This is a genomic window from Paenibacillus sp. YN15 (assembly GCF_003285005.1).
Taxonomy (GTDB): domain Bacteria; phylum Bacillota; class Bacilli; order Paenibacillales; family NBRC-103111; genus Paenibacillus_AR.
Window position 1 is genome coordinate 215,971 of record NZ_QMFA01000002.1, and the last position, 22,863, is coordinate 238,833.

A 22,863-nucleotide genomic window follows, 5' to 3' on the forward strand; every position below is an offset into this window, starting at 1 on the left:
ATGAAGCCGCTGAAGAATGTTACGCTGGAGATGAGCCTGAAGCCGTTTAAAAGCATGGAGCCTGCCTATGTAGAGCAGATATGCCGCAAGCTGTTCCGCCAGTGGGACGGCTTGCTCCGGCATACAAGCCGGGTGTCGGTGCTTCTGTGGACCTCCGACGGCTCGGAAATTCTGGATTACAGGGGAAGGCTGGAGGATGAGGTGGAGTGGGCCAAATACATCGGCGGAGCCAATCCCCGTACGGACTGGAACCGCGAGACTGATCCGCGGGGCGTGGGGCTGCATACCCGTCCGTATCTGTACATGGAGGAGCCTCCTGTGCTGACTTACAGGCTTCTGGGCAATATTGTCAAGACCATTAAGCGGGTGGGAGCGGAATATACCGGACAGCCGATCCGGGTAGGAGCGACCTTCGACCCGGGACCGGAATTCGCCAAGTCCAGCTTCAAGTATGAGCGGCATGAGGAAATTTGCATGGGCAATACCATGGGCAACAAAAGCTTTGTGTGCTGTTATTCCGTGCTCCACGCGGACAGTGAAGTTTACGCCGGGTTTCCGGAGGGCATTCCCGAGGGGACACCCTTCGGGACCTTCTTCGGCCGCCAATGCCGCGCCTTTGCCCGGGATCTGGAATTTGATTATGTGTGGCTGTCCAACGGCTTTGGCTTCGGTACGGAAACCTGGGGCACAACAGGGGCATTGTTCGACGGCGCAGCCTTCAATGGGAGCCGGATGGGAGAAACCACGGAGCGCATTCTGGAGTTCTGGCGGCTGTTCCGCCTGGAATGCCCGGAGCTGCCGGTGGAAACCCGGGGCACCAATCTGAGTGCAGGGATAGATTTAGCTACCGACGGAGTGCCATTGAAGGATATTTATGAAGGGGGCTTTCAGCTGCTGTCCCCTCCCAACTCCCCCTGGGCCGCTCTGGACGGGGATTTCGGACTGGAGCTGACGGGATACATGTCCCGTATGGCGGAGCTTCCGGCGGATGCCCGGGGAGATTTCCTTTACCGCTTCTATGTTCATGATCCGTGGTGGATGAACAGTCCCTGGCTGGACCGCTACGAGGGGCAGCCCCATGATATTTATCTGCCGCTTTCCATATCCAGAATCAATGGGGAGGGAGAGGCGGCGCATCCCAGCCATCTCAGCCTGCTTACGGTGGACAATTCGCTGGGAGACATGCCTGACCAGTGTCCCAATGAAATCATTCCGCATCTGCTGAAGGCTTATGAACGGCTGCCCGATGCCCCGGCCCCGCTGGTATGGGTGTATCCCTTCCGGGAGTATCACGGGATTGGGCAGGAGGGGGGCATGAATATCCGGCGGCCCTTCTTCGAGGATTGGTTCATCCGCGGGGCCATCAACCAAGGCCTTCCCTTGTCCTCGGTGGTCTCGACCGATCATTTTGCCGCCACCCTGGAGAGGAAGCCCGGACTATATGCCGGCTCCATTCCGGTCTCCCCGGTGCCGCTTGCGGGAAGCCGTTGGGAGGAGGCGCTGTGCGGATGGATTGAGAGCGGCGGCCAGGCCATCCTGTATGGCTCCGTGCGGGAGGCCAGTCCGCGCCTCTTGTTCCTGCTCAATCTGTCGCTGGCGGAGCCGCTGGAGGGGGAGCTGGATTTCCGGCTTCATCTGAAGGCGGATGAGCCGGTCTGCGGCTCTTGGCCGGAGCAAATTTGCCACCGCGCTGTGCTGTGTGACGGAGGGATCGATACTATTCTGCTGGACGCCCATGACCCGTTTACCTGGTTGGCAGCGGAAGCGGGAAGCCCGGAGCAGGGCGGAAGCCGGACTGCCGCCTTGGTACGCAGGCTTCCCGCCTGGGGGAGCGGTGGAGTGGCCTGGGTCCGGGGAACGGTTGCCAGCAGCTTCCGCAAGGGCAGCCATCTGCTGGTTCCGGATGACCCTGCCCGTTATTTTCCGGCGGAAGCACTGATGCGCCATGTATTGGCCGAGTTGGGCACAGCAATCAGCTTCCGGGGGTTGGCGCCGAACGCCCGGAGGCCGGTGGTCATGGCCCACCGGAGCAACGGAGCTCTTTTCTTCTCCTGCTATGTGCCCGATACCACAGCTGAGCTGAGTCTCCGCTATCCTTGGGGCGCTCCTCTCTTGATGGGCTGGGAAACCAGACTGGAGCAGGGCAGTTCCCTCTACCGTCTCCCCCGGGCCTGGCATGGGGAATGCCGGGTGTTCATTAAACAGGAGAAGTCCGCTGTGCTGGCCTGCAAGGAAATATGCTCCACGAGCTATGAGATGAAGCGCCGTTTCCAGGTGTCCGGCCTGATTGATGCGGAGTTGCTTATTCTTCCCGAGACCGGATACGGGCACCGGACCGAGCTGCTGCTGAACTCCTCCCATCCCTTTCAGGTGGGAGATGCCTTGGACTGGGAGCTGACGGAAACCCCATGGGGAACAGCGATTGCCGTGCATAGAGCTACCGGCGTATTGACGGTTTCCACACCGTTTAGTTAAAATTTGGAAATATTTAGGAGGAGTGGTGATTGCGGTTGAAGGAGTCAGTGGCTGATGACCGCCTGGAGGAGCTGATGAGATCCTATTGGGCCTCGGATCGGATGACGGAGGAAGCTGTGCTGATGGTTGCAGGGGAAGACGGCGGCGTTGCCACAGGCCGTCTGCTCTTCACTCCTCTGCGGATCATTTCCGTGAAAAGCGCCTCCTTGGAGGCGGAATACGGGGAGGGGCGGGACTGGCTCTGCCGGGGCAAGGAGCTGCTCCTGTCTGCGGGCTCCTCCATCCCTTGGATGACGGAGGCTGAGCTGCATCCGGCTGTTCCTCCAAGGGAGGGCAGCAGCTGCCCGCGGCCGGGAGGCGGCTTTATTCTCACGGACAAGGCGGTGCTCCACAGCCGCCGGCTTGCCGTGACCTACATCCACTCCGGCCGGGAATGGGGCGGACCGGTGCCGGTATTTGCAGGGGATCGGCTGCCCTGCACCATTGGCCGGCTGAAGGGCGGGCAGCCGGTGTCTGTTGCTCTGTACGGGGACAGCATCTCTGCCGGGTACGATTGCAGCAGCATGCTGGAGCTGCCTCCGTACCAGCCGGCTTGGGGGCGGCTGCTGGCGGAATGGCTCCGCCATATCTATCCGGGCGGCGTTCAGCTGCATAATCCCTCCGTCGGCGGAAAGTCCGCCGACTGGGGGCTGGACCATGTGGAGGAGCTGGTCGCCAATGAGCGGCGGGATCTCGTCATCCTGGGCTTCGGCATGAATGACGGAACGGGCAGGGTGCCTCCGAAGCAATTCGGGGAGCGTATCCTGAACATGATGACCTGCATCCGCAGACGGTGGCCGGATACGGAATTTATCCTGATCGCTCCGATGCTTCCCAATCCTCTGGCCGCGCTGCCCGACGAGCCGGAAAAAAGCTTCTTCGGCGAGCAATTGAACTACAAGCCTGTTCTGGAGGAATTGGCCGCCGCGCCGGGCTGTGCCCTGCTGGACATGACCTCCGTCCATGGCTGGCTCCTGCAGCACAAAGCCTATTGGGATATGACCGGCAACCAGACCAATCACCCCAATGATTTCCTGAGCCGCTGGTACGCCCAGACAGCCGCCGCCTTGCTGGCGGAATAAGCCGGAAGGGCCTAAGGCGGGTTTGCAAACACGGCCTAGCAGCTTGCCGAGCACCGCCGCGTCAACAGATGTGCCATCCCGCGGGTATGCAAAAAAGAGCATGACGACCCCTCATAGGGCGGCCGCCATGCTCTTTTTATATTCATTTTGCAAAAGTCACTTGCAAATTGCCTTTCCACACTTTTTCAAGCAATTGTACTCGAAATTTTCGCATACACATTGCCGCTTTTGTCCTGTTTTGTGGAATTGTACTCGATATTTCATACACATTTCGCCGCATTTGCTTCATTTCATGAGATTGTGCTGGAAATTTCATATACAATTGCGGAATTTGCTGCTTTTCACGAAATTATACTCGAAATTTCGCATACACGCTCATACACACACCTGCCGCGTACGCGAATCCTCCAACCTCTTATTGGAATATTTCAATTAGACTTTGACGGCTTGCCCTTGAACTTGACGAAGGACCAGACGGTCAACAAGGCAACCACGGCCAGACAAGCGCCGATGCTGACCCGGTTCTGGGCATCCACCAGGAACAGGGAGGCAATCACCGCCAAACATCCGATGGTCAGCATGGTGATATACGGGTAGCCCCATACCTTAAAGCCGGGCTCCTTGGGGTAGCTTTTGCGCAGCTTCAGCTGGGAGAGGCAGATGCTGATCCAGACCAGCAGCACCACGAAGCCCGGAACCGCCATCAGAATCCGGAACAGGCTGTCCTGGAAGAAATAAGCCAGCATAGCTCCCACGCCCAGGATAGCGGCGCATAGCTTCAGGCTGTTTACCGGTACGCCTTTGCGTGAGGTACGGGCCAAAGCCGTCGGCGCTTCTCCTTGGGCAGCCATGGAGTGCAGCATCCGGGTGGCGCCGTAGATGCCGGAGTTGGCAGCTGACAGAACCGCGGTGATGAGGATGAAATTCATCAGGTGCGCGGAGCCCTGCAGACCGATGGATGCCAGCACCTGAACGAAGGGGCTGGTATGCCCGTCCAGCTGATTCCAGGGAATCAGGCCGCAGATAATAAGAATGGGCAGGGTGTAGAACAGGATCACCCGGAGAATGAAGTTTTTGACTACACGAGGCAGTACCTTCTCCGCATCCTGCGCTTCCGTCAGGGTCAGTCCGATCAGCTCCGAGCCCCCATAGGAAAACATGACCACCAGCAAGCCCGAGAAAATAGCGGTAAAGCCCTGCGGGAAAAAGCCGCCATACTCCGTAAAGTTCCGCGTCAGGGAAGGGGCGTCGGCCACGGGAATGATGCCGAACAGGATGCCCGCGCCCAGCACGATAAACAGAATGATCATGCCGATCTTGATGCCGGCCAGCCAAAATTCCGTTTCCCCGAAGCCGCCCACACTCATCATATTAATGATAAGGATCAGCGCCGCACTGGCCAGAGTCAACAGCCACAAGGGCATATCCGGCAGCCAATACTGGAGAAAGCTCCCCGCCGCCAGCACTTCGATTACACAAACCGTAAGCCACATGAAGCAATACAGCCATCCGACAATAAAGGACAGCCGTTCGCCAAAAGCGTCGCGGATAAAATCCTTCATGTTTTTATTGGCATAAACAGTGGCCATTTCCGCAATGGCTCCCATCACCACCAGCAATAAAAGCCCTGCAAACACGTAGGACAGGACAATGCCGGGTCCGGCGATGCCGATGGTTTCCGCACTTCCCTTGAAAATCCCCGTACCGATAACTCCGCCCATGGCCATAAAGCTGATATGCCGTGGCCGGAGCTTTTTTTGCAATGCTGCATCATTTCCACTCACAGTTGACAAGCCCCCTGATTTTTTTGAAAATACGGACTTGTCTAGTTTACCTTGAATGTCAGATTTGGACAATCCTTTTCTCTCGGACAGCCCTTCTTGTCGCACTTTAGCGCTTTGACGAAATTAAACTTTCTGGAGTGTGATGAAAAGTCTTGACATACATGTGGTACAATTGAGTTATGCGCGACATTTAGCAAGCCTTATATTCCAGGGACAGGAGGATATCGAATGTTTCAGGCAGGAGAGCTTGTCATTTACGGCAACAGCGGGGTATGTCAAATCAAAGAGGTGGGGGTTCCCGGATTCTCCACAGGTGAAAATGCCAAATCATACTATACCTTATCCCCGTTGCACAGCACGGAAACCATCTATACCCCTGTGGATACAAAAGTATTGATGCGGACGGTGATTTCCTCCACGGAAGCCCAAACGCTGATCGGGCAGCTTCCGCAGCTGCAGGAGGAGGATTACAGCACCTGCAACACCAAGTGGCTGGCCAATGCCTATGAATCCTCCCTGCAGGATTACACCTGCGAAACGCTGATGAAGCTGATCAAATCCATCTGCATGAAAAATTGCGAAGTGATCCTAAGCCGGAAAAAGCTGAACGAAACCGATCTGAAGTATTTGAAGCGGGCCGAGGATCTGCTGTACAACGAATTTTCCGTGGCTCTGGGAGTGACGGAGGAGGATGTGAAGCAGATCATCGAAAAAACCCTGGAGGAGCTTATGACCCAGAAAGTACACGGGTAAACCTCCCGCCATAAAAAATCCCCCAAGCCTCATCTCCACTCCGGTATAACCCGGAAGGGGGGCTTTGGGGGCTGCAACAGCAAGTGGTCTTACCTTTCGCTTAAAGAAAAAAGGGCAAGCTTCGCGTAAAAATCCTCCAGCATAAACCGCGTATCCACACTGCGGTAGACCCGGATTTTGCGGTTTCCCGGCTGTGGCTTGTATGCCATGTCCGCAGCAATTGCCGGCGCCTCCGCCAGATCGAAGTCGAAGGCCTGGTCATCCAGCAGCAGCGATACGGCAGGGGAATCGCCCAATACCCAAACCTCGCCCTTGGGCCATTCCGGCCGGTTGGCATATTTCATATTCAGCGATATAACCGATTCGTACAGATAACGGCCGATTCCGCCGCAGGGCCTGACCTTGACGGCCAGCTCTGCCAAGCCGACGCGGACCATATCATATGCATTCTTCGGCACCTGCCATAGGGGTATGGGGGAGCGGAACACCGCCTGTGCCGCCTCAACATCATTGGACAGGTTAAACTCGGGCCCCCCTTCGGGATAAGGGCCGCCGCCGATCCATACGGCGGTGAGCCGTTCCGCAATCCGCGGCTCCTGCAGGTACGCCGATGCCAAGTCGGTCAATGGGCCCTGGAAGATAACAAACAATGGCAGCGGGTCATCCTTTAAGGCCTCCTCGATGATCAGCCGGGAACCCTCCGAAGGGGAGGGAGTCCCGATGCCGGGGATTTTGCGATTGGCTCCTTCAACGACAGGATAACGTCCGGACATCCCCGTCAGCTCCAGCACATGCTGAATCTCCCGGCAGGATTCCGCCGCTCCGGCAGCGCTCCGCAAGCCAAAATGGACGCCGATCAAACCCTTGATTTGCAGCCGCGGAGACAAAAGAGCGTGAACGATGGCATATTGGTCATCCGCCTCGCATCCGGCGTCGGCGTTGATAATAACCCGGATTTGCTTCTGTTCCGGCACCTCAAACGGCATCATTCTCATTGGCGTCCCCCACCCGTTTTATTCCAGCTCCGCAATATCCTCTTTCAAAATGCTGCAGCCCTCGATCACAACCGATTCCCGGGTATCCGGCCTTAAGGTGCGGAGCCTTAAGCCGTCCAAGGTCAGGCCCTGTACATTCCGCACATCCAGGTAGGTGGCCCGGCTCCAGGTGGGGTAATAATTCTCCGACACCTCCGCCGGATGCTCGTACCGCATATCCCATACCTTCGGGTAAGCCGCCGGAAGGTCTTCCTTTTGCACGCCCCCGGCACAGGTATAGCTGATATTGTGCAGAGTCAGGTCGCGGATGGGATAGCCTTCGCAGGCGTCCACCCGGATTCCGTTGAAGGAGGGGGAGCCCATTACATCGTCGGTGAAGCGGTAATGGGGGTTGTGCATTTCCTCATCGTCGGCGGCAATGATGTCCGCCAGCGTCACCCGCTCCAGCGCGCCGATCTCCGGCATTGTTTCCAGGCCGATGGAGGAACCGATTTTGTCCAGACGGTTGTTCAGCAGAATAAAGATAGGCCGCGTCACATTGCGCATCACCAGGCCCTGGGCGACAATATCGGTGATGCTGCCGCCCTCGGTGCATTCGATTTTGATCCCTTCCCGCCACACATTCTCGAAGGTGCAGTTATGGATGGTTACATTGGAGATGTCCCCCACCGACTTCAGGCCGATGCGGATGCCGGCGCAGATGGAGGTGAAGCGGCAGTTGGCGATATGGACGTTTTTCATGGGATAGTCCTTGCTGCTGGCCTGGAGGCAAAGATTATCGTCGGTGCCCAGGATGCTGCAATTGGAAACAAACACATTCCGGCAGCCGTCATAGTCCAATCCGTCTCCATTGTACCGGCGGTCATTGCGGATATCCAGGTCCTGGCACCAGATATTCTCGCTGTCCAGAAAAGCGGTGGTCCACGCGGCGGAATTATGGAGCCGCAGCCCCTTCACATGAATGTGGGAGCAGCGCAAAAACCGCATCATCATCGGGCGGTAAATGCTGCCTTCGTTGGGGAAAGCCTCCGCATTGCCATTGATCCCACCCCCGCCGATAACCCCGATATTCACGGCATCCTCGGCGTAAATCAGACATTTGTCCATATCCTTCTCATTGACATATCGGTTATAGTGGGTTCCGTCCGGATAGTCGCCGATGTCAGGATTGGCCAGCAGGGTCGCCGACGGGTTCACCTGAAGGTACACATTGGATTTCAGAATAATGGTTCCCGTCAAAAATGTGCCGCCCGCCAATACCACATAACCGCCGCCTTGGCTGAAGCAATGGTCAATGGCCTGCTGGATGGCCTTGGTATCCGCCGTAACGCCGTCACCGGCGGCTCCGAATGCTTTTACATCGAATAGATCGCGCATCATCTGACCCTCCCTGAAGATTCGAAGTTTACCACAGGTACAAATCATTGCCCTTCAGCTTCAACAGGGCCTCCAGGAAATAATAGTCCCCGTAAATAATCGGGTGATGGTGCCGGTTCCGGAAATACGCCTCGGACCCAAGCAGCACAATGCTGTCGTTTTCCTCTGTCCAATCGCACCGCGGCTCCAGGGCCCGCAGGAGCTTCAGCGCGGCGCTGAGATACATGCCCCGCTCCGCTTCAGGCACGGCCTTGGCAATCTCAATCAGCCCGCAGGCGGCAATGGCTGCCGCGGTATCGTCCTCCAGCGCCGGCTCCGCAGGCTGCCGGAAATCCACCGGAATAACCCCGCTCTCCGGAATATTGGCCATAAAATAATGGGCTACCCGCTTGGCCGTTTGCAGATATTCGTCCTTCCCTGTATGGATGTAGCTCATCATATAGCCGTAGAGCGCCCAGGTTTGCCCCCGGGTCCAAGAGGAGCCTTCCCCGTAGCCTTGTCCGCCGTGGGTCCGCACCACTCCGCCGTGGAAGGGATCAAACTCCACAATATGATTCACCGAACCGTCCGGCCGCACAAATGCGGTCATAGCCGTATCCGCATGGGCCATGGCGATCTGCTTGTACCGGGGGTCGCCGGTTTCCTCCGTAGCCCAGTAGAGCAGGGGGATGTTGAACATGCAGTCGATAATCGCCCAGCCCCGGGTATCCCCTTCGTCCAGATCATTCCACGCGCGGATGAAGCGGCCGGCCAGATTGAACCGGCCTGCCAGCAGATTGGCGGCATGAAGGGCTCTTTTGCGGGACTCGGGATTTTTGGTGACACGGTAGTTGGCAACGCTGGTCGGCAGCCACATAAAGCCCACATCATGGTGCAGTCCGTAGAACTCCTGGAAGCCCCGGTCCAGATAGCCCTCCGAGATATTGGCGATCTCCGCATATTTTTCCTCGCCGGTTTCATGGTGCAAAAGCCACATCAAGCCGCCCCAAAAGCCGTTGGTCCACCAGCAGATGCCGTCCGCCTCCGCCCCGCTGGGATTTTCCGTTGCCCGGTCGTCATGGGTCCCGTTAATGGACATATAGGGGATTTTATACTTGGATTTTTCGCTGACCCTATCCAACTTGGTTGTGAACTTCCGGATGACGCTCTCCACCCATTGGCGGTCCTGTTGCTGCAGCATGGTTTCTTCCCCACTTTCTGTTGTTTGCCCTCATTCTAGTGCATGGGCCTGTGCGTTGGAATGAAGTTTTTTCAGGGATAATGGCCCTTTTTTAAGATAATGGACGGGGTGTCCGCCAGTAAGGCCAAAATCTAATGATCCCATTGAAAAATGGCGGAGAATTAAAAAACGGGGGGATCGTCAAAAAAAGCGCCTTTTGGTTTCAGGGGGACCATTGTACACTTTACGGAGAAATCTTGCGCCCGCATAAACCGGACCATACAGGAAGGATGACCATAGAAGATGTCGGCAAACCGGGATCAGTTGGAAGCATTGGTACATAGAGCCGAAAAGCTGCTGGAGGGCAATAGCCCGTTTCATACGGAAGGAGCCAAGCTGGCGCTTGCGGACATGCTGGAAAAAGCGAAAAAGGCATTGTCGGAGGGAGACAAGCCTCCTTTTGTCCGCAACCGGGAATTTTACCGCCCGCGGGAGGAGGAAGCGGTGCTGTTCGCCATGGAGCGTTTTACCATGGTGCCTCCTTTTCAGGGGGCAGGAAAGGTATACACCCATTACGGACTGAAGCAGGCCTTGGAATGGTTCGAGGAGCAGGATATCCGCCGCGGCGGCATGGAGAAGCTGAGGGAGAAGGCGGCATTGGCAAAGGCCAAGGCGGAAGAGCTGCTGCGCAATGCCGGGTTTGGAGAAGAGACGGGATGCTTCAGCGGGACGGCTGCTCAACAATTGAAGGACACCGTGCTCAAGCTGGAGGCCGCATTGGACGGCGGCCATAACGGCGGTTTGGAGGAACTGGCCGGGGCGACTGTCGCCTGCTTCAACAGCCTTAAGGAGCTCCGCCATTCCCGGGTGCTGCGGACGGACATAGACCCGGAGGCGTCGCTGTACCTGACCCGGGAAGGGCTGGAGCAGGTGAAGGCCAATATTGCCTCGGACCCCCTCCTGAAGGAGCAGTACGCCAACATTGCCCGGATCGCCGGACACTATAGCGAGGAGGATATCCAACAGGCCGTTTCCCTGATCATGAACGGCAACGGCAGCTATGAGGAGTTGAACCGGCATTTTTATCTGTGGAGCTCCACGGATAAGATCGTGAACTTCAAGGCGCCGGAAGGAGCGGCGAAGGCTGCCATTTCCTTCGTGCTGCCTGCGGAGGAGAACGAGGAGGACGGCCTGGGCCATGTGTGGATCGACAATCTGCGAAGCGCGGAAAGGCCGGCCCGTTCTAAGCTGGGAGGACAAATACCCGTTCTGCGGGGGCGGGGACAGACGCCAACAGGAGTCTGCCAATCCGTCATCCCAGGTGAACACCCGCTATAAAGAAGGTACTGCCAGACATTCCCTGTTTATCATGAACCCCACCGGCGGGGATGAAGGGGCGTGGACATGCACGGAAGAAATTGCGGTGGAAAGCGGCGGCTCGTATACTCTGACCTTCCAGGCCAAGCTGGACGGAAAGCTCAAGCGGGGGCTGAAGGCCGTGCTGGTCTTTGCGGATGAGACGGGACGGACGGTGGGCCAGTTTGAATATGCGTTCAACCGCAAGTCCTCCATCCCCGGCGGCCGGTTCCTGCTGCCCATGCAGTGCGACGCCATCCAGTACGCGCTGACGGGAGAGCCATTGTATGCCCGCAAGGTCAAGAATCAGCTATTGTTTATGTTCAATGACTTCTGCCAGGGAGCGGAGCACTGGCTGGCGACCAACCTGCGCCCCGAGGGCAGCGACAGCTACGGGGCGGTGCAGGGCGGGAGGCTGTTATGCGCAGCGGCGGTCAGCTATTCCTTCATCAGAACGGCGCAGGTGTTCTCCCAAGAGGAGAAGGAGCGCTTCTACGGTATGACGGAATATCTGCTGCGCTACATGCTGGACCTTCGGGACCGGACCGAATGGACGGACAGAGAGGCCCAGGAGGGCTGCACCAACTGGCAGACCGATATGTGCGCCGGAACCGGGTTTATGATGATGGCGCTGACGGATTTCCCCAACCGGCATACGTGGCTGAACAATGCGGATTTTATGCTGAAGGCCCAATTGGAATTGAACGTAAACCCCGATTCCTCCTGGCCGGAGTCCATCCGCTACCATCATGCCGCTCTGGAGCGCTTCGCCGGTTATGCCAAGGCGGCGGATAATGTGCTGGGGGAGAACTGGTTTGCCGCCACGCCGCTTCTGCGGATGTTCGGATACAGCGCCGCCGTGCAAACCCCGGGATACGCCTACTTTGACGGGCGGATCGGCACGCCGCCCTTCGGAGACCATGCCCTAAGCGGCGGCGGGGAGTTCGGCTTTTTTGCCACGTATCTGGCGGATGCGGCCCGAATGGACCGGAGGTTGGCCGACCGGATGCATCATACCTGGACGGCGGCGGGCAAACCCTTCAAGCGGCTGTGGGGGGAGGGCATTGCCCTGGAGAACATTCTGGGCCAGGGGGACAGCTATAAGCCGTCCGCGCCCTTCAGGCTGGTCTCCACCAAGGCTTTTCTCGATGCAGGCATCTACATTTTCCGCAAGGGCTTCGGCAGCGGCAAGGAGAGCTACTTTGCCATCATGTCCAGTCCCAGGCCCGTCGGCCATGGGCATCTGGACCAGGGCTCCTTCATCCTGTACAAAAATTCCGTTCCCCTGGTGATGGATTCCGGCATTGAAGGGTATTTCGACAGCAGCACCAATTGGCATATCAGCTCCTATTCCCATGCTTGCCTGCAGTTTGCCGCCGTCCGGCGGCCTGTTCCCGGGGACAGCGGCGGCGGAGCCATCAATTTGTCTGCGGGAACCTACAGTCTGGAGCGGGGCTGGGTGGATGTGCCCCGGGAGAGCAGGGTGCTGGACGTTGCGCTGGGCGGGGAGACGGACAGCATCACCATCGAAATCGCCAACCCGGAAGGGAGCGGCCGCCATATCCGCCATGTCACCTATATCAGGGAGCCCGATCTGTATCTGATCCGGGACACGGTGGAGGACTTCACCGGCAAGGTGCTGTTCAGCCTTCCCGTAGCGTCGCGGCATTCTGTCGCAGACGGCAGCCGGGTATATTCGGAAGGGGCGTATGGCGTAGATCTGGAGACAGTGTTCCTCTCCCCGGTGGAAGCCGTCCGTTTGGAGCAAGGTCGCTCCACTCCCTTTTTCGGCAGCCGCCGGGACGCCGTTTCCATGATGGATTATGTGCGGGCTGTAGCCGATGCCAAACACGGGTTCCTGACGGTGCTCCACCCCAAGGAGAAGGAAGCGGCCAGACTTCAAGCCGGCATCCGGCCGGACGGCAGCATAACCCTGCGGACAGACGGGTATACGGTTTACCTCAATGCCGCTTCCGGCCCGTACGGGGCAGCTCTGCTCAGAATGGAGCGCAATGAGGAAGCGGCCCGCTGAAGCCAATGCAACTTTCGCGGCATGAAGCCCAGGCTTCATGCCGTTTTTTGTCCCCGCGGGCATCCACTAAAAAACCGCACACGAAGCTTAAAAAACCGCCATGTTGAAACCGGCTATTTTTACTATAATGAAAAGACACTTTTGGGACTGGGGAGAAGACAATGAAAGCAATCCGGGCGTTTTTGCTGCGAAAAAGCCTGTTGGTCCGCATTATTCTTTCTTATCTGTTTGTAGGCTTGCTGGTGATTGGCGTATTGACCATGGCCATTACCTCCAAGGTATCGCAAAACTTGAAGGGGGAGCTGACCTTTTCCACGGACAGGGCGCTGGAGCAATCCTACAACACGGCTAATCTGATGCTTAATTCCACCTATCAGCAATTTGCCAGCGCATACAGCTCGTTGGATATACAGGCGGGTCTGTATGCCAATATATTCGATTCCGAGCTTATGGGAAGAATCGGAACCAAGCTGACGGATTTGGCCAATGTCAATCCCATGGTCCATTCCGTTTATTTGGTGAACAAGCGGCATGAGCTGGTATTTTCGTCGCTGACTACCGTGCGTTCCTTTGACGAGTTCTACGACCGCCAGATTCTGGAGCTGATGGAGAACAGCCTGGCGCTGAACGGCAGCATTTTTATTCCCAGAAATACATCTTTTGTTTACGACACCAAACCCTTCGACGGCAATTTGATCACCGTTGCCTATACCTCCACCCGGGATGAGAAGTTTATGAACGGCGCCCTGATCCTCAATCTGGATCAGCAGGTGCTCCAGGAGATGATGATGAACGGAGCCGGCAGCAAATCCTTCCAGTCCATGATCCTGAACCGGCAGGGCCAGGTTATCTCCCATACGGACCGGGGGATGATCGGCGCCAATCTGTCGGAGTCCGGGGCGGTGCCGCGCATCATGGAATCTCCAGCCCTTAGGGGAGTGCTGGATGCGGAGGTGGACGGCAAGGCTCACCGCATGTTTTATATCAAGGCGGACAGCCTGGGCTGGGTATTCATTGGCGATGTGAACTATGACAGCCTGCTGGGCCAGGTGAATGCCATCAAACGGTACATTCTGACGGTAACCGCGGCGCTGCTGGCCATTGTGGCCTTAAGCGGCGTATTCTTCACGCGGATGATTTACGCCCCGATCCAGAGGCTGGTGAAAAATATCAGCAAAACCCCGGGGCAGGGAAAGCCGTCGGATGCGGCCAGCGAATTTGATCTGCTGTCCGGCGCGTTCCGCTACCTGGAGGGCAGGGTGCAGGATCTGCAGACCAGTGTGGCGGGCTACCGGTATACGGAAAAAAGAGAAGCGCTCCAGCGGCTGACCACGGGAGGCTGGGCCAGCGAGGGGGAAATGGTGCGGAAGCTGAACCAGTCGGGGATTGATCCCGCCGCTCCCGGCTATCAGGTTTGTATGCTGCGCCTGGATTCCTTCGAGCAGCTTTCCGAGGAATACAGTACAAGCGACCTGCTGCTGCTGAAATACGCCATTACCAATATCGCCGAAGAGATTGGGGCGGCTTTTTTCCGGACATACAGCTTTGACGGCGGGGAGGACCGGATTGTGATCCTGTTCCTGAAGCCGCCGGGCATGGAGCCCGAGCTTGCGCATGTGGTAAGGGAGATGCAGGAGAACACGAAGCGTTATCTGAAGCTGTCCGTCTCCGCCTCCATCGGGCTGTTCGCCCCCGGGCTGCAGCAGGTTCCCCAATCCTGGCAATCGGCGTACAATGCCTCCCGCTACCGGCTGGTGTTCGGCTGGCAGTGCCTGATTCCCGCAGATATTGAAGACAGCCGGGAGTCTGTCTCCGATTCCCTGTCGGCCTCCATGGAGAAGCAGGTGGCGGATTGCATGAGATTGGGCGACGGGGCCAAGGCCATTCAGGTGCTGAAGGATTATTTCACCCAGATCCGCAGAACCTCCTTCGATGAGATGATGCTGCTCTTGAATCAGCTGCTCTTCACCGTCACCCGCACCTCCAAAACTATGGCGTCGGGGGATTTAAGCGGCGTCAGCACGGACATTGGCGCTTTGGGCCAGCAATTGTTCAAGTGGGAAACCTTGGCCCAGACGGAGGAATGGTTCGCTGGTCTTATCGATACCGCGGTCAGCATGAGGGACAAACAATCCTCGCAGAAGAATGTGCTGATTGTGGAGCGGCTGAAGCAGCATATCCAGGACAACTACACCGACCCCAATCTGACGGTGGAGCTGCTGGCGGAGATTGCCGGCCTGTCGGTAAATTATATGCGCAAGGTGTTCAAGGACATTGCCGGGATTTCCCTGAACCAATATATCAGCGAATACCGGTTTGACAAAGCCAAGTCATTGCTCCTGACCACAGACCTGCCGGCCAATAAAATCGGCGAAATGGTAGGCTTCGACAACACCAAATACTTCTATATTTCCTTCAAAAAGTACAGCGGCAAAACCCCGGACCACTTCCGCAAAAGCAGCGGCGAGTTTGGGGAATGACTCCGGAAGGGGAGTTATCGGTACTTTTTAATCCGATGATTGGATTTTGCACCCGGCTCATGCGCGAAAATCATGCTTTTTATCCGGTTTTTGGGCTGTTCCGATAATGCCCGGGCACGGTATAGTGGCAGCGTGAAGAGCTTCATGAATGACATGTCTAGGAGGAGAATCCGTAATGAGTGAAACCGCTGTTAGCCGGCCGGGGCAACTGGAGCAGCCCTATAGAAAGAAACGGGGCGCGTTGGGATCGTTTTTCTTTGAACTGGCCAAAAACAAATTTCTGTACTTTCTGGCGCTGCCGGGTATGATCTGGTTTTTTATCTTTGCTTATCTGCCCATGGGCGGCATCGTTATTGCCTTCCAGGATTTCAAGGCCATGAAGGGAATCACCGGCAGCGAATTTGTCGGCCTGAGAAACTTCAAGTTTTTCTTCCAGTCCGGCGATTGGGTGCGGATTGTGAGCAACACCTTGTTTTTGAACGCGCTGTTTATTGCCTTCAATATGATTGCCGCCGTAGCCATTGCCATCATGGTTACGGAATTAAGCGGCAAGTGGTTTAAGAAAATTGCCCAGTCGGTGATGATTTTCCCCCACTTTCTGTCATGGACAGTGGTAGCCATGTTCGTCATGGCCTTCGTCGCCACAGACGGCGGGTTCATCAACCAATTTCTGTCGCTGTTCGGCGTCGAGCCGGTCCAATTCTTGTCTTCGCCCCAATATTGGCGGCCGATTCTGGTGCTTCTGAATATATGGCATGGAGCAGGCTTCGGTTCCATTGTATATATGGCGACGATTACGGGCATCAATCCCGAGATTTATGAATCGGCCTCCATCGACGGAGCCAGCCGCTTCCAGAAAATCCGCTTCATTACTCTGCCTTTGCTGAAGCCGACAGTGGTGCTTCTGCTCATCCTTGCGGTAGGGGGCATCTTCAACGGCAACTTCGGCATGATCTATGCCATCATTGGCCGCAACCCTCCGTTATATCCGACCACGGATGTCATTGATACCTATTTGTTCCGCGCCATGATGGACCTGGGGGATATGAGCATGTCCGCGGCCATCGGCTTCATGCAATCGCTGATCGGCTTTATCCTTGTTCTGAGCGTCAACTATATTGCCCGGAAGCTTGCGCCGGAATCCGCCATTTTCTAAACCGATACCAATAAGGAAGTGATACGAGTGATTAAGGAAAGCTTGTCCGACCGTTTGCTGAAAGCTGTATTTTATGCCGCCCTGGCACTGTTCTCTGTCTATTGTTTGCTTCCCTTCTGGTCGGTGGTGGCCAGCTCCTTTGCCAGCGAAGCGTCCGTGATCAGAGACGGTTATACCTTTTGGCCCAAGGACTTCAGTCTGGAAGCCTACAAGCTGATTTTCCAGGATAATACCATTTACCGGTCATACGGTGTTACCACCTTCATCACCCTGGTGGGCACCACCATGTCCATGCTTCTGACCAGCGCTTTGGCTTATGCGCTTTCGGTAAAATCCGTGAAATACCGCAATCATATGGCATTTTATGTTTACTTCACCATGTTGTTCCATGGCGGTCTGGTAGCCTCCTATCTGCTGATCTCCAAATACCTGGGGATGAAGGATACCATCTGGGTTCTGATTATCCCCAGCATGGTCAGCGCCTGGAATATGTTCCTGCTGCGGAACTTTTTCGCCTCCATTGATGAATCCATAGCCGAATCGGCCAAAATCGACGGCGCCAATGACGCATACATTCTGTTCCGGATCATTCTGCCCATCTCCATGCCGGCCATGGCCACCATCGGCCTGTTCTACGCCTTGGGCTATTGGAACAAGTGGTTCGACGCTCTTCTGTATATCAACGACAAGAAGCTTTACCCGCTGCAATATCTGATCCAGCGGATTATGAACAATCTGGATTATGTGACCTCCATTTCGGCTGAGGTGAATATTCCCAACTTTATTACACCCGCCATGACCGTCCGCCTGGCCACCACTGTGGTCACCATCGGACCGATTGTATTCCTCTATCCGTTCCTACAGAAATATTTCGTGAAGGGCCTGATGGTAGGCGCAGTGAAAGGCTAAATCCGCATGGCGGTTTAGTATATAGGCACTCATAAAAAGGGAGGAAGAACATGAAAGCGACACGTATGGCAACTGCATTATTATCCGTCGTTCTGGCCGGCTCCACATTGGCAGCCTGCGGCAATGACGACAAGGAAGCGGCAAGCACAAGCAGTCCCGGAGCTTCTGCCGGAACAGCTTCCGCCGCTCCCCCTCCGGTTACCCTGAAAGGCATGCTGTTTGGGGATGAGCCCAAGGATTTTAAATTGGTGCTGGAGGAGTTCGAGAAGCGCACCAAGGATACGCTGAACATCAAGCTGGACATTCAATGGAATCCGATTAACGACCACAAGCAAAAGGTAAAGCTGATGATGGCGGCCGGCGAAACAGTGGACTTTGTCTTCGACGCCGAATTCCAAAACCTGAAGGACCTTGTTCCCCAGGGCGCTTACGCGCAATTGGACAAATACTTCAATAACGACGCTTATCCGGGATTGAAGAAGGCATTCTCCAAAGAGTTTGTGGACATGAACAAACGTTATGATGACCACCTGTACACCATTCCGTTCACGCAATATTTCTACGATATTCCCGTGATCTTCATCCGCAAGGACTTGCGGGAAAAGCTGGGCTTCACCAAGCCCATCTCCAGCTACGACGAGCTGCAGCAATTTTATGAGAAGGTGCTGGCAACGGAAAAGGGCATGACGCCTCTGGCGCTGAAGGGGGTCAGCGGCTACCAGGATATTCTGAATCCTGACCGGCCGGACCTGCCTACCCTGCAAAGTGTGTCTGCTGCCGGCGGACCTTACATTGTTCATCTGACAGATGATCTGAAGCAGATCAAAAATATTGTGATCCCCGGCGATCCGGAGTCCGAATGGGCGAAGCTGCCGGCCCCGTACAACTCCATGAAAAGCTATTTTGTCCAATATGACAAATGGGCGGAATGGAGCAAGTATCTGGAGAAGGATGTGCTGAGCCAAAAGGATCACGGCGCATATTTCATGTCCGGCAAAGCGGCCTCTTATTATGGCGTACTTTCGGGCTATGCTACGGAAAAGAAGAAGCTGCAGAATACCATTCAAGGGGCCGATCTGGAGTTCTTCGTATTCCGCGAAAGAATGCGCAATATGGAGCCGAAGGCGATCCCGACCAACTATAAAGCCAATAACTCCATTGCCATTCCGGCTTCCTCGAAAAATATTGACAGAACAATGAAGTTCTTCGACTGGTTGTTCCAAAGCCGGGAAAATCACGATCTGTTCGAATACGGCATCCAAGGCAAACACTGGGAGCCTGTTGGCGATAACCAATTGAAGCTGCTGGATGATTCGAAGAACTACAACTTCCCGGGTTATGAGTTTAGCTGGAATCCGAACATGATCCGTTTGCCTGCAGACCTGGATGAGACGGCCAAAAAGTATTTTGAATACTCCGCCAAGGCAGATACTTATTATGCAGGGGTATTGTCCAGATTTGTGTTCGATCCTACCAATGTAAAGGGCGAGGTTGCCAATATTACCTCCAAAACCGATCCGTTCACCCAGACGCTGAAGGCCGGTCAAATGAAGGATTGGGAGACCGAGCTGCTGAAGCTGGCTAAGGAGCAGGATGGTTTGGGACGGGAAAAAGTCCGTGCAGAGGTTAAAAAGCAGGTTCAAGCTTATTTGGATGCCAACGTTAAATAACGGGAAGTGGCGCCGGGCAAGAGCTGGCCGCCGGGGGGATGCCTTCGGCCGGCCGGCTTTTGTTTGTGCTACGCCTCATCATGCAGAGGGAGAGGGGAACCATGAAGCAGGCGGAAGTGTTATGTGAGCAGGGAGTTCTGCTGTCCGGCCGGGAGCTGGTTTACGAATGCGGCGAACTCCGGGATTGGCGGGATTACGACGCCCTGGCTGTGGAAATCTGGATACCGGAGGGGAAAACGGCGGAAATTGCGGCGAGAGTGGAGCCTTTGTCCTTCGGAAGGCCGGAATATGTGGCAGACACCTCAGCCAAGGTATGGGTGGCGGGAAGCGGATGGACGGAGGCGGTGCTGGCCTTCCGCGATTTCAATGCCATGGAGTTTACCTCCGCCTTGTGGCGGCTGGTTATGCGGGTAGGGCTGACAGTCCGGCTTTCCGACGGCGCCGAAGGAGAGGAACTGCCCATCCGCCATGTCCGGCTGAAGAAGCTGGGGCGGATTGTTATGGAGGCGGATCGTCTGTCCAAGGCGGGGGAGCCCGGCGATACCCTGGAATACGGGATCACGGTAGCCAATTTGACGGAGCTGCCCCAGGCCGTAGCGCTTCATCCGGCGGCCTACGGCTTTGAATCCCTGCAGCCGAGGGTGGAGCCGGATTGTCTTGTGCTGGGCCCGGGTGAGGAGGGGCAGGTCTGCCTGTCGGTGCAGCTTCATGACGGCATGGCGGCAGGCGGCTATGAGGATACGGTTCTCCGCGCTGTGCCCAACGGCGATTCCGGGGAGACGCGGCAGCTGGTTTTGCGCACAGTCCGAAGGCTGCCCCATCCCTATATCCTCCATACCGAGGAGGGCTGGGAGGGGGTCCGGCGGAATGTGGAGCGCTATGATTGGGCCAAGGAGGAGCTGGCCCGCCTCACCGCCCAGGCGGAGGCCTGGACCGTGCCGGAAGCGGAGGGGGCGGGCAAGCCTTATGCCTTTGAGCTGAACCAGCGCTTCAATCTCCACGCCGCCGCTGTAGCCTGGAAGCTGACGGGCAGGCGGGATTTGCTGGAGAAGGCAGTGCTGCTCCTGCGCCGGTTTGCCGATCCGGCGAAGGGTTATCCGGCCACGGATGCGCCGTATCTCCATATTTACGCCTCTTCGGAGGAGATGAAGCTTCCTACCCCGCGCGGGCCCAAGGTATGCACCGGCGGCCTGATCCATGAAGGGGAGTTTATGCTGACGGTATCCTCCTGCTATGATCTCCTTTATGATGCCGACCTGTGGACGCCGGAGGATCACGCCCGGATGGAGCAGGCTTTCCGGATTTACATGGACAAGGCGGATTGGATGATCCGGGACGGAGATACCAACAATATCCCTTCCGGAGGCATGGTTGGGGCCTTGCTGTGCAGCATGGCGCTTCAGGATATGCATTGGATCAAGCGGTTCATCGAAGGCCCCGGAGGCGTCGCCGATATGATGCGGACCGGGATTATGGATGACGGCTGGTATTTCGAAGGGGCCAGCAACTATGTCCTGCTGTTCGCGGATATGTTCGCCCGGCTGGCCCAGGCGGCGGAGCCCTGGGGAATGAACCTGAAGCATCTGCAGGTGCCGCCCTCCTACCGGAAGGATGCCATGCTGGCTCCTTGGTCATTGCCCCGGGAAAAGCCGTTTTTGGGCATGTCGTTTGCCAAATTCGGCCCGGTCCGCCGCAATTTCCGCTCCATCAAGGATGTTTGGGATGCTATGCTGCCCTTTACGGATGAACGGGGGATTCTGCCCGGCATCAATGACTCCACGGACAAGGATATGGCTCAGGCCTATGATCTGGCCTATTATCTGTGGCGGGACCCCCGGTATGTCTCGGTGATCCGCCGAGGGAGCAGGCGGGATCTGCTGTACGGCGTCGGGGAGCTGCCTGAACCGCCGGAGGATCACTTTGCCGCCTCCGCTTATGCCGACAATGCCGGACTGGCCGTGCTGCGCTCCCGCACGCCGGGGCGGCAGCCGGGGGAGCAGCTTCAAGTGGTGCTGAAATACGGCTCCCATGGAGGCTACCACGGGCATTTCGACCGGACGGGGCTGGCGTCTGTGAAGCGGTACGGCAAGAATGCCTATGGCCCGCTGGCTTCCTGGTTCGGCTACCATTCCTTCATGTTCAAAATGTGGGTGCAGGCCTCCATGTCCCACATGATGACGGTGGTGGACCAGCGGATGCAGGAGCCGGTGGAGTCCAGACGGCTCCTGTTCCACAGCGGCGGTATGGTCCAGGCTTGCGCCGTGGAAACCCGCGCCCGCTGGATGGACCCGCCCTACGGCGGGCAAACCCCTTATCCGGAGAGCTTCCCGGAGGAGCGGGGTTTGGCCGAAGGCCGGGACATGCCGCGTCCTGCCCTTCCCCGGGCGCAAGGAGACACCGGAGAGTATTCGGAGCCTATTCTGCAAAGGCGGCTGGCGGCGGTAACCGACGATTATGTGCTCGTTGCCGATTATCTGCAAGGAGAGGAGCAGCATACCTTCGATTGCCTTTATCATTTTCAGGGCTTTCAGGGTCTGGAGGCCCAGGGGAAAACCCTCATCCGCCATACCGGCAGGCTCAGTGACGATCCCTATGGGGCAGGCCAGTTCATCAGCGATTGCCATTGGTATGAGTGCCAGGCCCCCGTTGCCGCCCGTTTCTCGCATATGTATGACCGGAATACCGATGATCGGGACGGCCGTCATATGCTCCACAACGAAGAGGGGCGGATGGATACGGCGCTTCATCTGCTCTGGCCGCCTCAGCCGACGGTGGTTACCGGCTGGTATGCGGAGGGCTCCAACGTGAACAAAACCCTCCATTATGAGGTGCTGGGAGACGGGAGGCTGCTGGCTGAAGACCAATTCGGCGCGTGGATTCTGGGCAAACGCCGTGTTCGCGTGTCCTTGCAGGACGTGCAGGGGCTGACCCTTCGGGTTCAGACGGACCGGCCTGCCTTGAAAACTGTATTCTGGGATGATCCCTCCGTTATTCTGGAGGATGGCCGCAGGCTGCATCTTGCGGAGCTGTCCGGCGTTTACCGCAATGTGGACCCGGGACATGGCATCGGCGTGGATTATGAGGGAGGACCCGTGCATCTGGAGGGAGAACCGGCCGTCGGGGCGCTGCCCTTCGAGCCTTTGGACAACCGCCGCCCGGCGGAAGCGGTGTTCGACCTGCGGGGATTGGGGGCCGTTGCCTTCGAGGGCGCCATCGGCGGGGATTATCCCGTGGGCGACGACCCGGCCCGCCGCAAAACCGTCGGCTTCCGCAGCTGCGGAAGCACGGCATGGTTTGTGACGCTGCTGGAGCTGCATGAGGGGCGGCCTATGGTAATCCGGGCGGAAGCGAGGGACGCCGGGCATCTCACCGTCCATCTGGCTGACGGCAGAAGGCAGGAGCTGGCCATCCGGGGACTGGATTCGGCAGACGGGCAAGTGGAGCTGGAACTGGAGGAATGGCAGGGAGAGCAGCTGGTGCGGAAGGAAAAGACCGGCGGCTAACAAGCTCCAGGGCCGCCTCAATAGTTAACGTACAGCTTAAAAAACCGCATAACAAACTGCAAAAACAGCATGTCCGGCAGGGTGGAAGCAGCG

Annotated in this window: 14 protein-coding genes; 10 read left to right on the plus strand and 4 right to left on the minus strand. The window is 56.9% G+C overall.

Features of this window, described 5'->3' with window-relative positions; all coding sequences use genetic code 11:
- Together DQG13_RS02900 and DQG13_RS02905 are read left to right on the plus strand one after the other, a co-directional pair.
- Complete coding sequence (locus tag DQG13_RS02900) at positions 1–2,475, plus strand: hypothetical protein (RefSeq protein ID WP_113018072.1); 2,475 nt, start codon at positions 1–3, stop codon at positions 2,473–2,475.
- Positions 2,476–2,504: 29 nt separating this feature from the next.
- Positions 2,505–3,596: an SGNH/GDSL hydrolase family protein gene (locus DQG13_RS02905; protein ID WP_113018074.1), complete on the plus strand. Its 1,092-nt coding sequence runs from the start codon at positions 2,505–2,507 to the stop codon at positions 3,594–3,596.
- Positions 3,597–4,024: 428 nt separating this feature from the next.
- Here the strand turns inward: DQG13_RS02905 and DQG13_RS02910 are convergent, their stop codons facing one another.
- The gene (locus tag DQG13_RS02910) at positions 4,025–5,380 is read right to left on the minus strand and encodes an amino acid permease (protein WP_113018076.1); all 1,356 of its coding nucleotides are present in this window, start codon (positions 5,378–5,380) and stop codon (positions 4,025–4,027) included.
- 228 nt (positions 5,381–5,608) lie between these two features.
- Between DQG13_RS02910 and DQG13_RS02915 the strand changes: the two genes are divergently transcribed.
- Positions 5,609–6,133, plus strand: a complete 525-nt coding sequence (locus DQG13_RS02915; protein ID WP_113018077.1) for a CarD family transcriptional regulator — start codon at positions 5,609–5,611, stop codon at positions 6,131–6,133.
- Between the two features lie 89 nt (positions 6,134–6,222).
- Here DQG13_RS02915 and DQG13_RS02920 read toward each other — a convergent pair whose 3' ends face one another.
- The 3 genes from DQG13_RS02920 to DQG13_RS02930 are packed head-to-tail and all read right to left on the minus strand — an operon-like array spanning position 6,223 to position 9,685.
- Positions 6,223–7,128 carry a nucleoside hydrolase gene (locus DQG13_RS02920; RefSeq protein ID WP_258525422.1) on the minus strand — a complete coding sequence of 302 codons (906 nt, stop codon included), beginning with the start codon at positions 7,126–7,128 and terminating at the stop codon, positions 6,223–6,225.
- A gap of 18 nt (positions 7,129–7,146) precedes the next feature.
- Positions 7,147–8,508 carry a glycoside hydrolase family 28 protein gene (locus DQG13_RS02925; protein WP_258525423.1) on the minus strand — a complete coding sequence of 454 codons (1,362 nt, stop codon included), beginning with the start codon at positions 8,506–8,508 and terminating at the stop codon, positions 7,147–7,149.
- A 25-nt stretch (positions 8,509–8,533) separates the two neighbouring features.
- Positions 8,534–9,685, minus strand: coding sequence for a glycoside hydrolase family protein (locus tag DQG13_RS02930; protein WP_113018081.1), 1,152 nt, complete (start codon positions 9,683–9,685; stop codon positions 8,534–8,536).
- Positions 9,686–9,967: 282 nt separating this feature from the next.
- Between DQG13_RS02930 and DQG13_RS31345 the strand changes: the two genes are divergently transcribed.
- The 7 genes from DQG13_RS31345 to DQG13_RS02960 all read left to right on the plus strand — a co-directional run bounded on the left by DQG13_RS31345 (position 9,968) and on the right by DQG13_RS02960 (position 22,770).
- Positions 9,968–11,002, plus strand: a complete 1,035-nt coding sequence (locus tag DQG13_RS31345) for a hypothetical protein (protein WP_258525424.1) — start codon at positions 9,968–9,970, stop codon at positions 11,000–11,002.
- 1,024 nt (positions 11,003–12,026) lie between these two features.
- On the plus strand, positions 12,027–13,052 hold the full coding sequence (locus tag DQG13_RS31350) for a heparinase II/III-family protein (RefSeq protein WP_258525433.1): 1,026 nt from the start codon (positions 12,027–12,029) through the stop codon (positions 13,050–13,052).
- A gap of 161 nt (positions 13,053–13,213) precedes the next feature.
- On the plus strand, positions 13,214–15,532 hold the full coding sequence (locus DQG13_RS02940) for a helix-turn-helix domain-containing protein (protein WP_113018083.1): 2,319 nt from the start codon (positions 13,214–13,216) through the stop codon (positions 15,530–15,532).
- Positions 15,533–15,707: 175 nt separating this feature from the next.
- Positions 15,708–16,688, plus strand: coding sequence for an ABC transporter permease (locus DQG13_RS02945; RefSeq protein ID WP_113018085.1), 981 nt, complete (start codon positions 15,708–15,710; stop codon positions 16,686–16,688).
- A 27-nt stretch (positions 16,689–16,715) separates the two neighbouring features.
- A complete protein-coding gene (locus tag DQG13_RS02950; protein WP_113018087.1) occupies positions 16,716–17,597 on the plus strand; it encodes a carbohydrate ABC transporter permease in 882 nt (293 codons plus the stop codon).
- 50 nt (positions 17,598–17,647) lie between these two features.
- A complete protein-coding gene (locus DQG13_RS02955) occupies positions 17,648–19,267 on the plus strand; it encodes an ABC transporter substrate-binding protein (protein WP_113018089.1) in 1,620 nt (539 codons plus the stop codon).
- Positions 19,268–19,368: 101 nt separating this feature from the next.
- Positions 19,369–22,770: a COG1470 family protein gene (locus DQG13_RS02960; protein WP_113018091.1), complete on the plus strand. Its 3,402-nt coding sequence runs from the start codon at positions 19,369–19,371 to the stop codon at positions 22,768–22,770.
- Positions 22,771–22,863 lie beyond the last annotated feature (93 nt).